This window comes from Kitasatospora sp. NBC_00315 (assembly GCF_041435095.1).
Lineage (GTDB): Bacteria > Actinomycetota > Actinomycetes > Streptomycetales > Streptomycetaceae > Kitasatospora.
On sequence record NZ_CP108025.1, the window covers coordinates 213260 to 226049 of the forward strand.

General features: G+C 72.7%; 4 protein-coding genes. 1 reads left to right on the top strand and 3 read right to left on the bottom strand.

Annotation, left to right across the window (positions count from 1 at the left end):
• Nucleotides 1-31 precede the first annotated feature (31 nt).
• On the bottom strand, nt 32-9265 hold the full coding sequence (locus OG823_RS00765) for an amino acid adenylation domain-containing protein (protein WP_371476532.1): 9234 nt from the start codon (nt 9263-9265) through the stop codon (nt 32-34).
• A gap of 747 nt (nt 9266-10012) precedes the next feature.
• Here OG823_RS00765 and OG823_RS00770 point away from each other — a divergent pair.
• On the top strand, nt 10013-10696 hold the full coding sequence (locus OG823_RS00770; protein WP_371476533.1) for a LuxR C-terminal-related transcriptional regulator: 684 nt from the start codon (nt 10013-10015) through the stop codon (nt 10694-10696).
• A 115-nt stretch (nt 10697-10811) separates the two neighbouring features.
• Here the strand turns inward: OG823_RS00770 and OG823_RS00775 are convergent, their stop codons facing one another.
• A complete protein-coding gene (locus OG823_RS00775) occupies nt 10812-11582 on the bottom strand; it encodes an ABC transporter permease (protein ID WP_371476534.1) in 771 nt (256 codons plus the stop codon).
• Nucleotides 11582-12646, bottom strand: coding sequence for an ATP-binding cassette domain-containing protein (locus OG823_RS00780; protein ID WP_371476536.1), 1065 nt, complete (start codon nt 12644-12646; stop codon nt 11582-11584). Before OG823_RS00780 ends, OG823_RS00775 begins: the two co-directional genes overlap by 1 nt.
• Nucleotides 12647-12790 lie beyond the last annotated feature (144 nt).

Genomic DNA, 12790 nt, shown 5'->3' on the forward strand with positions numbered 1-12790 from the left:
GGCCTCCGCGCGTGGACACCGGCCTGGCCCATTACTGTTCCTTCCTCATGCGTCGCAGCTTCGGGCGGGCGGTCGCCGCCGAAGTCCGCAGGACGGGTTCGAGCTGCGCGACCGTCGGGTGCTCGAAGATGGTGCGCATCGTGACGGTGACGCCGACCACCGAGCGGACCCGGCTGATCAGCCAGGTGGCGCGCAGCGAGTGGCCGCCGAGTTCGAAGAAGTCGTCGTCCAGGCCGATCCGTTCCACGGCGAGCACCTCGGCGAACAGGTCGGCGAGCTGCTGCTCGCCGGGGGTGCTCGGGGCCCGGTACTCGCGCCGGGAGACGTCGGCGTCGCCGGCCCGGCCGACGTACTCCAGGCCGTCCGGCAGGCGGCGGACCAGCGCGCCGGTGCGGCGCAGGCGGGCGCCGGGGGCGCCCGACACCGGGTCGGCGACGAAGTGGGCCGCGGCCTCGGCCGGCGTGGCCTCGGCCGTCGGCTCACCGGCGAGGTACAGCTCGCCCACCGCTCCGACGGCCACCGGCCGCAGGCCGGGGCTGAGCACGACGACCGACGCGGTGGCACCGACCTCGCCCAGCGGCCCGACGTCGCCGGGGAGTGCCGGGAGCTTGGGCCGGACGGCCAGGTCGGCGAGGTGCAGGACGGCGTTCGCCCGCTCCTCGGCGCCGAGCAGGTCGATCGCGGCCAGCCGGGTCTGCGGGTCGTCGGCCAGGGCCTGGCAGATCCGCACCAACTGATCGGCGATGGACTGCGCGACCGGCGCGGGGAACAGGTCGGTGCGGAACTTGAGCAGCATCCGCGGGTCCGGGTCGGCTGCGGCGACCACCGCCATCGGGAAGTTGTTGCCGGCGATGGTGCGCATGCCCATGAGCTTGAGGCCGGTGTGCTCGTTGGCCTGGAACAGTCCTTCCTGGTCGCCCGGGTAGGAGTCGAAGCTCAGCAGGGTGTCGAACAGCGAGCGCAGCCCGGTGGCCTCGTAGATCTCGGTGAGGCCGACGTACTGGTGGTCGAGCAGCGCCGCCTGCCCGGCCTGCAGGTCGCGCAGGCAGTCGGCCAGGGTGCCGGCCGGGTCGGCGCTCACCCGGACCGGGATGGTGTTGATGAACAGGCCGAGCATGGTGTCGACGTCGGGGACGTCGGCGGGCCGACCGGAGACGGTCGCGCCGAACACCACGTCGGTGCGGCCGGTCATCGCGGCCAGGACCAGCGCCCAGGAGCCCTGCACGATCGTGTTCATCGTGACGCCGAGTTCGGCGGCGCGGGCGGTGAGCCGGCGCGCCGTCTCGGTCGGCAGCGGGACTTCGAGCTGGCCGATGTCCTCGACGGCGGTGTCGGCGGTGCCGGTGCGGTCCTGGTTGCCGGCCAGCAGCGTGGGCGAGCCGACGCCGCCGAGCGCGTCGCGCCAGACCCGGGTGGACGCCTCGGCGTCGCGGCCGGCGAGCCAGCTCAGGAAGCCGCGGTAGGCGGGCGCCGGGGGCAGCTCGGCGTCGCCGCCGGAGGCGTAGGCCCAGAGCAGTTCGCGCATCAGCAGCGGCACCGACCAGCCGTCGAACAGCACGTGGTGCGCGGTCAGGACGATCTCGTGCCGGTCCGCGGCGGTGGTGACCAGCCGGATCCGCAGCATCGGTGGGTCGGCGGGGTCGAATCCGGTGTCACGGTCGGCCGCCAGCAGGGCCTCGAACGCGGCCTCGCGTTCGGCCTCATCGGCCGCGCCGGTCAGGTTGTGGACCTGCCAGGGCACGGTGACGTGGTCGCGGATCACCGACAGCGTGGTGCCGTCGGGGCGGGTGACGAACCCGGCGCGCAGGTTGGCGTGCCGGTCCAGCAGGGTCTGGGCCGCGGCGCGCAGCCGCACCTGGTCGACCTCGCCCTGCACGTGCAGCACGTACTGCACCTGGTAGACGTCGCTGCCGGGCCCGGAGAGGCTGGCGTGGAACAGCAGGCCGGCCTGCATGGGCGTGATCGGCCACACGTCGGACAGGCCGGGGTGGGAGAGGGCGAGCTCGTCGAGGTCGGTCTGGGTGACGCGGGCCAGCGGCACGTCGGAGGGGGTCAGCCCGCCGGCGTCCGGTCCTGCCGCGTGCCGGGCCAGGCCCTCCAGGGCCTCGATCCACAGCTCGGCGAGTTCGGTGACCGCCTCGGCGGCGATCACGCCGGTCGGGAAGCCGAAGTCGGCGCGCAGCTCGGGCCCGTCGGCGCCGTCGGTGACCGCGGCGCCGATGTCGACGGTCGCGGAGACCGGCATGTCGGCGTCCAGGGCCGGGAGGTGGGCGTCGCCGCCGGGCATCGGCTGCCAGCCCGCGCCGGAGCCCTGCCGTCCCGCCCCGGCGCCGGCGACCCGGCCGAGGTAGTTGAAGGCGATCTGCGGGGCGGGGTGCGCGGCCAGCTGCGGGCCGGCCTCGGGGTTCAGGTAGCGCAGCAGTCCGTAGCCGATGCCCTTGTCGAGGACGGCCAGCAGCTGCTCCTTGACCAGCTTGACGGCGTGTCCGGCGGCCGGGCCGCCGCGCAGCGCCTCGTCGAGGTCGACGCCGGCCAGGTCGAGCCGGACCGGGAACAGCGTGGCGAACCAGCCGATGGTGCGCGACAGTTCGGCGCCGGGGACGACGCCCTCCTCGCGGCCGTGGCCCTCCAGGCGCAGCAGCGTCGAGGGTTCGCCGAGGCCGCGGCGCTCGCGCCACTTGGCGACGGCCAGGGCCAGCGCGGTCAGCAGCCCGTCGTGGGCGCCGGAGCGGAACCGGGCCGGGAGGGTGGTCAGGACCTGCTCGGTGGCCTCGGCGGGCAGCGCGACCCGGACGCGTTCCACGGTCGACACCACGTCGACCGCCGGGTCGAGCGGGCGCTCGCCGAGCAGCGGGTCGGGTCCCTGGACGGCGGCCAGCCAGCGCGGCAGTTCGGCGGCGCGCTCCGCGGTGAGCGCCTCCTCGCGCAGGGCGTGGGCCCAGCGCCGGGCGGAGGTGTTGACCGGTTCCAGGGACGGCGTGCGACCGATCCGGACCCGCTGCCAGGCGTTGTTCAGGTCGGTGAGCAGGATCTGCCAGGACACCGCGTCGACGGCGAGGTGGTGGACGACCAGGGCGAGGCGGCCGCGGTGGCGGTGGCCGAAGTCGAGCCAGATGGCGGCGAGCAGGCAGCCGGCGGCCGGGTCGAGCAGGTCGGCGGCGGCGTCGAACTCGGTGCGCAGGGTCGCCAGGGCGGCCTCGTCGTCGGGTGCGCCGGCCAGTTCGATCCGGCGGACCAGGTCGGTGGCCGTGACGGTGCGCACCGGGTCGATGTCGAGTTCGGTGTCGCCGCTGTCGCCGGTCACCAGGCGGGCCCGCAGGATCGCGTGCCGGTCGAGGACGGCGTCCAGGGTGGTGGCCAGGCCGATCGGGTCCGTGCCGGGCGGCAGGTCGAGCACCATCGCCTGGGTGTAGCGGCCGATGTTCGGGCCGGAGTCCACCAGGAACCGGCCGATCGGGAGGAGCGGCAGGCGTCCCGCGTCACCGCCCTCGAGCTCCTCCAGCACCGGCCGGTGGACGCTCTGCCCCGCGACGGCGGCGAGTTCGGCGACGCTGCCGTGGGCGAACACGTCCTGCGCGGTCAGGCTGAGGCCGGCCGAGCGGGCACGGGCGACGACCTGGATGGAGCGGATGCTGTCGCCGCCGACGGTGAAGAAGTCGTCGTCGATGCCGACCCGTTCCACGCAGAGGACGTCGGCGTAGATCTCGGCGAGCACGGCCTCGGTGGGCGTGCGGGGGGCCCGGAACCCGGCGCTCTCGAAGACCGGCGCGGGCAGGGCCGAGCGGTCCAGCTTCCCGTTCGGGGTCAGCGGCATGCGGTCCAGGACCACGATCGCGGCGGGCACCATGAACTCGGGCAGCCGGGCCGCGGCGTACTGGCGCAGGGCCCGCGGCTCGACCGGGACGACGTCGAAGGCCACTTCCATGCTGGCGCCGGAGGCGGAGTGGCCGGGGCCGGCCACCCGCAGCGGCACCACGTAGCCGACCAGGCGCTTGCCGCGCTCGGTGTCGACGACGACCACGGTGGCCGCGGACACGGTCGGGTGGGACAGCAGGACGGCCTCGACCTCGCCGGGCTCGATCCGGATGCCGCGGACCTTGGCCTGGACGTCGGCGCGGCCGACGTACTCCAGAACGGGGGTGCCGTCGCCGCCGGCCGGCCGGGTCCAGCGGACCAGGTCGCCGGTGCGGTACAGACGGGCCCCGGGCTGCTCGCCGAACGGGTCGGCGACGAAGCGGGCGACGGTCAGGTCCGGGCGGTCGCGGTAGCCGCGGCCGACGACGTCGCCGCCGACGTACAGCTCGCCGGTCACGCCGATCGGGCAGGGGACCAGGCCGGGGCCGAGCACGTGCATCCGGACGCCGTCGAGCGCGGTGCCGATCGGGACGGTGCCGTCCGTACGCGCCCCGTCCGCGAGTTCATGGGCGCAGTCGTAGAAGGTCTCGGACTGGCCGAAGGAGTTGACGACCCGCACGCCCGGCCAGACGGCGCGGGCCCGGTTCACCAGGGACATCGGCAGCGCCTCACCGGCGAACACCAGCGTCCGCACGCTGACCCGCTCGGCGATCTGGTCGAGAAGTTCGGCGAACACCGACGGGACGGTGGAGATCACCGTGCCTGACCAGGACTCGAGCTCGGCGAGGGCCAGCACGTCACGCACCACGTCGACACGGCCGCCGGTGGTCAGGGTCGAGAAGATCTCGAACACCGACACGTCGAAGGAGACCGAGGTGGCGGCCAAGGTCCGCGAGTCGGCGTCGATGCCGACCCGCGCCGCGAGCTCGCGCACGGCCGCGGCGACGTTGCCCTGGGTGATGCCGACACCCTTGGGCTCGCCGGTCGAACCCGAGGTGTACATCACGTAGGCGAGGTTCTCCGCGCGCGGACCGGCCGGCACCGCGTCCACGACCTCCTCGGACTCCACGTACAGTCGCGGCACCTCGGCCGGGATCACGTGCTCGGTCGAGGCGTGGACCAGCACCACCTGCGGCTTCGCACTGGCGAGCACCGCGTCCAGGCGGGCGCTCGGGTAGCGCGGGTCGACGGGCAGGTACGCGGCTCCGGCCCGCCAGACGGCGAGCATCGCCACCACCAGGTCGATGGTGCGCGGCAGCGCCAGACCGACCACGCTCTCCGGGCCCGCACCGGCCGCGGCCAGCCGCCGCGCCAGCCGGTCGGCCCGGGCGTCCAGCTCGCGGTAGGTCAGCTCGGTGCCGTCGCAGACCACGGCGACGGCACCCGGGGTCGCGGCGATCTGCCGCGCCACCAGCTCCACCACGGTGGTCTGCTCGGCGGCGGTCGTGGCGGTCTCGGGCAGCAGCGCGGCGCGCTCGGACGGCAGCAGCAGGTCTAGGACGGCGACCGGCAGCTCGGGGTCCCGGAGCGCCTGCTCCAGCACCCGCACGAACCGGGTGGTCAGTTCCTCGGCGGTCGCGCGGTCGAACAGGTCGAGCGCGAACTCGAGGTGTCCGGCCAGCGTCGGCTCGCCGTCGGCGGTCCTGGCCTCGTTCATGGTCATCATCAGGTCGAACTTGGCGGTGCCGGTGACGGCGTCCTCCGGCGCCCAGCCCGCCTGCTCGCCGGCCGGCTCCACCCAGGCGCCGTCCTGCAGCACGAACATCGTCTGGAACAGCGGGTGGTAGGCCCGCGAGCGGTCGGGGTTCAGCAGCTCGACCAGGCGCTCGAACGGCATGTCCTGGTTCTCGTAGGCGGCCAGGGCCTTGCTCCGGACCCGGGCCAGCACGCCGTTGAACGACGGGTTGCCGTCGAGGTCGACGCGCAGCACCCAGGTGTTGACGAAGAACCCGACCAGGTCGGCCAGCGCCTCGTCGGTCCGGCCGGCGATCGGCGTGCCGATCACCACGTCGGTGCCGGCCCCCATCCGGGACAGCAGCACCGCGAACGCGGACTGCAGCACCATCGAGGCGGTGGTGCCGGTGCGGGACGCGAACTTCTCCAGGGCGTCGAGCAACCGGGGCGGCAGTTCGAAGTCGACCATGTCGCCGCGGTAGCTGGCCACCGGCGGGCGCTGCCGGTCGGTGCGCAGCGCCATCGGCTGCACCAGGTCCGCCAACTCGGCCTGCCAGTAGGCCACCTGGCGGGCGACCAGGCTCTCCGGGTCGGACTCCTCGCCGAGCAGCTCGCGCTGCCACAGCGTGTAGTCCGCGTACTGCACCGGCAGCGGGGCCCAGGCCGGATCGGCGCCGGTGAGCCGGGCCTCGTAGGCGGTGGCGATGTCGCGCGAGAACGCGGCCATCGAACCGCCGTCGCCGGCGATGTGGTGCACGACCATCACCAGCACGTGGTGGCTCACGCCGCCGTCCGCGGTGATGCGCAGCAGGCTGCCGTGGACCGGGATGTCGTTCGCCAGGTCGAAGGCGTGCCGGATGACCGCGGCCACCGCGGCGTCGCGCTCCGGCACGGCGACCTCGACCAGCGGCAGCGCGAACCGGGCCGCGGCCTCGGCGGCGGGCAGGATCCGCTGGCAGGCGACGCCCAGGTCGTCCGCGACGAACAGGGTGCGCAGCGACTCGTGCCGGGCGATGACGTCGCCGACGGCGGCCTGCATCGCCGTGTGGTCGACCTCGGCGGGCAGCCGCACCGCGACCGGGATGTTGTAGGTGGCCGACGGGCCCTCGTACTGGTGGATGAACCACAGGCGCTGCTGGGCCGGCGAAAGCGGGACTGTCTCGGGGCGCTGCGCCGGGACGAGGGCGGGCCGCCGGGTGCCCTCGGACAGGCGGGTGGCCAGACCGGCGACGGTCGGCGACTCGAAGATCGCGGTGATCGGGAACTCGGCGTCCAGGGCGGCGCGCACCCGGGCCATCAGGCGGGTGGCGCGCAGCGACTGCCCGCCGAGCAGGAAGAAGTCGTCGTCGATGCCGACCCGCTCCACGCCCAGCACCTCGGCGAACAGCTCCGCGAGGAGCTGTTCCTTCGGAGTGCGCGGGGCGCGGTAGGGGCGGGTGGCGACCTCGGGCTGTGGCAGGGCCTTGCGGTCGAGCTTGCCGTTCGGGGCGAGCGGGAACCGCTCCAGCACCATGGTGACGGCCGGGACCATGAACTGCGGCAGCCGCTCGGCGGCGTGGGCGCGCAGCTCCTCCGGGTCGGGCGCGCTCGCGCCGGCGGCCGGGACCACATAGGCCACCAGCTGCTTGTCGGCCTCCGAGCCGTAGGCCGCCACGACGGCCTGGCCGACGGCCGGGTGGGCCAACAGCGCGGCCTCGACCTCGCCGGGCTCGATCCGGATACCGCGGACCTTCACCTGCGCGTCGGCGCGGCCGACGTACTCCAGAACGGGGGTGCCGTCGCCGCCGGCCGGCAGGGTCCAGCGGACCAGGTCGCCGGTGCGGTACAGGCGGGCCCCGGGCTGCTCGCCGAACGGGTCGGCGACGAAGCGGGCGGCGGTCAGGTCCGGGCGGTCGCGGTAGCCGCGGCCGACGACGTCGCCGCCGACGTACAGCTCGCCCGCGACGCCCACCGGGACGGGACGCAGGCTGGGGCCCAGGACGTACATCCCGACCCGGTCCAGGGGGCTGCCGATCGGGACGGTGCCGTCCGTACGCGCCCCGTCCGCGAGTTCATGGGCGCAGTCGTAGAAGGTCTCGGACTGGCCGAAGGAGTTGACGACCCGCACGCCCGGCCAGACGGCGCGGGCCCGGTTCACCAGGGACATCGGCAGCGCCTCACCGGCGAACACCAGCGTCCGCACGCTGACCCGCTCGGCGATCTGGTCGAGAAGTTCGGCGAACACCGACGGGACGGTGGAGATCACCGTGCCCGACCAGGACTCGAGCTCGGCGAGGGCCAGCACGTCACGCACCACGTCGACACGGCCGCCGGTGGTCAGGGTCGAGAAGATCTCGAACACCGACACGTCGAAGGAGACCGAGGTGGCGGCCAAGATCCGCGAGTCGGCGTCGATGCCGACCCGCGCCGCGAGCTCGCGCACGGCCGCGGCGACGTTGCCCTGGGTGATGCCGACACCCTTGGGCTCGCCGGTCGAACCCGAGGTGTACATCACGTAGGCGAGGTTCTCCGCGCGCGGACCGGCCGGCACCGCGTCCACGACCTCCTCGGACTCCACGTACAGTCGCGGCACCTCGGCCGGGATCACATGCTCGGTCGAGGCGTGGACCAGCACCACCTGCGGCCTCGCACTGGCAAGCACCGCGTCCAGGCGGGCGCTCGGGTAACGCGGGTCGACGGGCAGGTACGCGGCTCCGGCCCGCCAGACGGCGAGCATCGCCACCACCAGGTCGGCGGTACGCGGCAGCGCCAGACCGACCACGCTCTCCGGGCCCGCACCGGCCGCGGCCAGCCGCCGCGCCAGCCGGTCGGCCCGGGCGTCCAGCTCGCGGTAGGTCAGCTCGGTACCGTCGCAGACCACGGCGACGGCACCCGGGGTCGCGGCGATCTGCCGCGCCACCAGGTCCACCACGGTGGCCGAGGGGTCGAACCGGGCCGCGGCCGGAGCGGTCTGCGGCGGCTGCGCGGCGGCGACGGGCGCCAGCTGGTCCCGCTCGTACGGCAGCAGCACGTCGACCACGGTCACCGGCACGGCGGGGTCGGCGGTCACCTGCTCCAGCACCAGGGCGTAGCGCTCGGCCAGTTCCTCGGCGCTCTCGGGGTCGAACAGGTCGAGCGTGAACTCCAGGCGGCCGGTGAACGTCCGGTTGCCGGTGGCCGAACGGGCCGCGTCGAGGGTCAGCGACAGGTCGACGCCGGACCGCCTCGGCGCGGCGTCCTCATCGGCCCCGTCGGTGTCGTTCAGCGCGAACATCACCTGGAACAGTGGGTGGAAGCTGGCGGAGGGGGCGGGGTGCAGGGCCGCCGCCAGAGCCTCGACGCCGGTGCCCGCGTGCTCGGCCGCGGCGGCCGTCTTGGCCCGGACCTGCTCCAGCACCGCACCGAACGTGGGGTTGCCCGCCAGGTCGACCCGCAGCGCCCACGGGTCCCGCGCGCCACGCGGACCCGGCGTGCCGAGAACGACGTCCTGGCCGGCGCCCATCAGCGAAAGCAGTACCGCGAACGCGGCCTGCGCCACCGCCGCGGCCGGTGCGTCGAGCTTGGTGGCGACCGCGTCGAGCGCGTCGGCTGTGGCCGCCGGCAACTCGAACTCGTGGGTCTCCGTCCGCCCGCTCGGTACCGCCGGCCGCGGGTGGTCCACCGGCAGCTCCATCGGCTGCCGGAGCCCGGCCAGTTCGGCCCGCCAGTACGCCAGCTGTCGCGGCGGCAGGCTCTCGTCTTCAGAAGATGAGGTCACGACAACTGCTCCCGTCCTGATTGCACCGCTTTATCGCCATCACTCCGCAATTCCGTCGCATCGACCCGGTCCGTCCGGCTCCTGGGCTGCGGCACGCGCCAGCCGCCCCGGACGATCCCGGGGCCGTCCAAGAGCGGAAACGGCAGGGAGTGCGGCGACGCTCGCCGTCGAACGAATTCCTGCGACTCAGTGCTCGGACAACGTTTAGCAACGGACTGAAGCAGCTGTCCACCAAAGGTCGGTCCCGGCGCGACCACAAGGGGATAGCGCACGGCGAAAACGACTAAAGATTTGGTCAAATCATGCGGGTGGCTGCGGATGGTCCGCACCCGGCCGCGACCACCGCCACCAACCGTCTCGTACCCGAACAACACCGACGGCAGCCCGAAAACCCGCTCCGCGAATGGCACTTGACGATGTCCCCAAGACCTCAACCCGGACCCGGGACGACACGATACGATCCCAGACGGCACCACATGAGGTCGACAGCACACCAAGTACGTCGGGCAACGCCTCAACCAGGCGACACCCGTACGGGGAGCGAATCGAAATCGGGCACAGGTCGAGCAGTGCCCGGGAAGTGGGGTAACGAATGGTTGGGCATCATCGAATCAGCGCCGATGAACCGGGACCGCGCCCCCGGAACGACGCTCGAAGGTATCACCCCGATCCGAGCTGTTCACTCCCCTGCACCACATCGGACATGGACCCTGCATTTTGGGGTAATAGAATTCCGGTGCACGCCGCATGACCGGCGACCTCGACGGCGAAGAAATAGCACACAACCGGAACGAAGCCATCCGGGTCGCCCTGGTCGACGACCACCGACTTTTCCGGGACGGCCTACGGAGCATCCTGTCGGCCGAGGACGATTTCCGGGTCGTGGCGGAGGGCGTACCCGACGAAGCGGTCGACCTGGCGGCCCACTGTCGGCCCGACATCATCCTGATGGACGTGCACCGCACGTCCATCAGCCCGGTGGCCACGATCCGACGGATCCTCAGCGACACCCCGGAGACCCGGGTCGTGGTGCTGTCGGGAATGGCCGACAACGCGCTGATCCTCAGCCTGGCCAACGCCGGCGCCGCGGCCTACCTGACGAAGAACATCGGCGGCCGGGAGCTGTGCTCCGAGCTGCGCCAGGTCGCCAGCGACAGCCGAATGTTCGCGTTAAGGATGCCGCGGACCGCGGTCACCCCGCCGGGCTACGGCAGCGGGATGTTCCAAGCGGTCCTGACCGACCGGGAGTTGGAGATCCTACGGCTGGTCAGTGTGGCCATGACGAACTCACAGATCGCCACCAAGCTGTTCGTGAGTGAGGCGACCGTGAAACGGCACCTGACCAACATCTTCGCCAAACTGGCGGCCCGCTCCCGACTCGAGGCCGTCAACCGGGGCACGGCGCTGGGTCTGCTGCAACACCACGGCTGACAGGCCGTCCAGCACTGAGGCCACCGTCGAAGCCGCCGCGGGCCGCAGGGCCGCACCGGGACCGGCTGTCCCCGCCCCGGTGCGGCCCACCGGTGGACCGGAAAAGCTCCGGGACCTACCGGACGGTCTTCTTGCCGAACGTCCTCTTCGCCCACACGTAGCTCACCAGCGCGATCCCGCCGCACCAGACCACCGCCAGCCACAGGTGGTCGCCCACCGGCTGGTCCAGCAGCAGGGCGCGCAGTGAGTCGATGATGTGCGTCATCGGCTCGTTCGCGGAGAACGACTTCAACCAGCCCGGCATGGTCTCGATCGGGGCGAACGCCCCGGACAGGAACGGCAGCAGGGTGACCAGCGAGGCGTTGCTCGCCGCCGAGGAGGTGCCGTTCGCGGACAGTCCGATCCCGGTCGCCAGCCAGGACACCGCGAGCAGCGTCAGCACCACCACACCGGCCGCGGCCAGCCACCGGACCGCGCTGCCGTGGGCCCGGAAGCCCATCGCCATACCCACCCCGACCACCGCCAGCACGCCGACACCGGTGCGGATGATGTTGCCCACCACGTGCCCGGTCAGCACCGAGCCGCGGCTGATCGGCAGGGTGCGGAACCGGTCGATCACGCCCTCGCCCATGTCGGTGGCCACCGCCACCGCGGTGGCGCTGGTCGAGTACGAGGCGCCCATCAGGATGATGCCGGGGATCAGGTAGTCGACGTACTTGCCGCCGCCGACGTCCAGCGAGCCGCCGAACGCGTAGTTCATCAGGCAAAGCAGGATGAGCGGCAGTGTCACCGCCATCAGCAGCGTCGACGGGTTGCGCCGGGTGTGCGTGAGCACGCGGCGAACCATCGTGGCGGAGTCGGACACCGCGTAGCTGAGGGTGCTCATCAGATCGTCGCCTTCTCGGTCTCGGCCTGCTCGTCGGACTTCGGATCCGCCGACTCTTCTGCCTTCTCGGCGGCCGACTCTGCTGCCTTCTCGGTGGCCACCGCATCGGTCTGCTCGCCGGACCGCTCCGCGCTGCGGCCGGTGAGGGCGAAGAAGACGTCGTCGAGGTCCGGGGAGTGGATGGCGAGGTTGTCGACCTCGACCGAGGTGCCCTCGAAGCGGTCCAGCAGACCCTTGACGGCCGCCAGGCTGCCGTCGTTGGGAACGTCCACGCTCAGCTGCTCGCGGTCGCACTTGAGGTCGCCGAGGATCCCCAGGGCGGCGTCCAGGCTGTGCGGGTCGGCGAAGGACAGCGTCACGTAGCCGCCCGGCACCAGCTTCTTGAGGTCCGCCGGGGAGCCGGAGGCGACCAGCTTGCCGCCGTCCAGCAGCGCGATCCTGTCGGCGATGTGGTCGGCCTCGTCGAGCATCTGCGTGGTCAGGAAGATCGTGGTGCCCTCGTCGACCAGTTCCTTGACGATCTGCCACATCGTGCGCCGGCTGCGCGGGTCGAGGCCGGTGGTGGGCTCGTCGAGGAAGATGACCGCCGGGCGGCCCATCAGGCTCATCGCCAGGTCCAGGCGGCGCTTCATGCCGCCGGAGTAGGTCGCGGCGGGCTTGCCGGCGGCGTCGACCAGGTCGAAGCGTTCGAGCAGCTCGGAGGTCCGGGCCCGGCCCCCCTGCTTGCCCAGGTGTGCCAGGTCCGCCATCAGCTGCAGGTTCTCCCGGCCGGTGAGCAGCTTGTCGACCGCCGAGAACTGGCCGGTCACGCCGATCGCGGCGCGAACCGACTTCGCCTGCTTGACCGGGTCGAACCCGGCGATCCGGATCTGTCCGGCATCGGCCGGGATCAGGGTGGTGAGGATCTGAACGGTCGTGGTCTTGCCGGCGCCGTTCGGCCCCAGCAGGGAGAACACGGTGCCGGCCGGGACCTCGAACCCGATGCCGTCGAGCACCTTCTGCGGGCCGAAGGCCTTGCAGAGTCCGGTCACCTCTATCACGTTGCCCACGGGCGCGCTTGTCATGTAGTCCTCGTCTTCATCATCGACGGACAACCGGAGTCACCTGACACGCGCGGACGGAACGCCACGGACCGCAGCCAAGGGGGCCGACCTCACCGCACCGCCCTCCGGCACGGCCCGGCCACACGGTAAGGGGCCTGCCGGAAA

Coding starts and splice junctions, on each gene's coding strand:
- OG823_RS00775 (WP_371476534.1), bottom strand. CDS start 11,582: ATGAGCACCCTCAGCTACGCGGTGTCCGACTCCGCCACGATGGTTCGC.
- OG823_RS00780 (WP_371476536.1), bottom strand. CDS start 12,646: ATGACAAGCGCGCCCGTGGGCAACGTGATAGAGGTGACCGGACTCTGC.
- OG823_RS00770 (WP_371476533.1), top strand. CDS start 10,013: ATGACCGGCGACCTCGACGGCGAAGAAATAGCACACAACCGGAACGAA.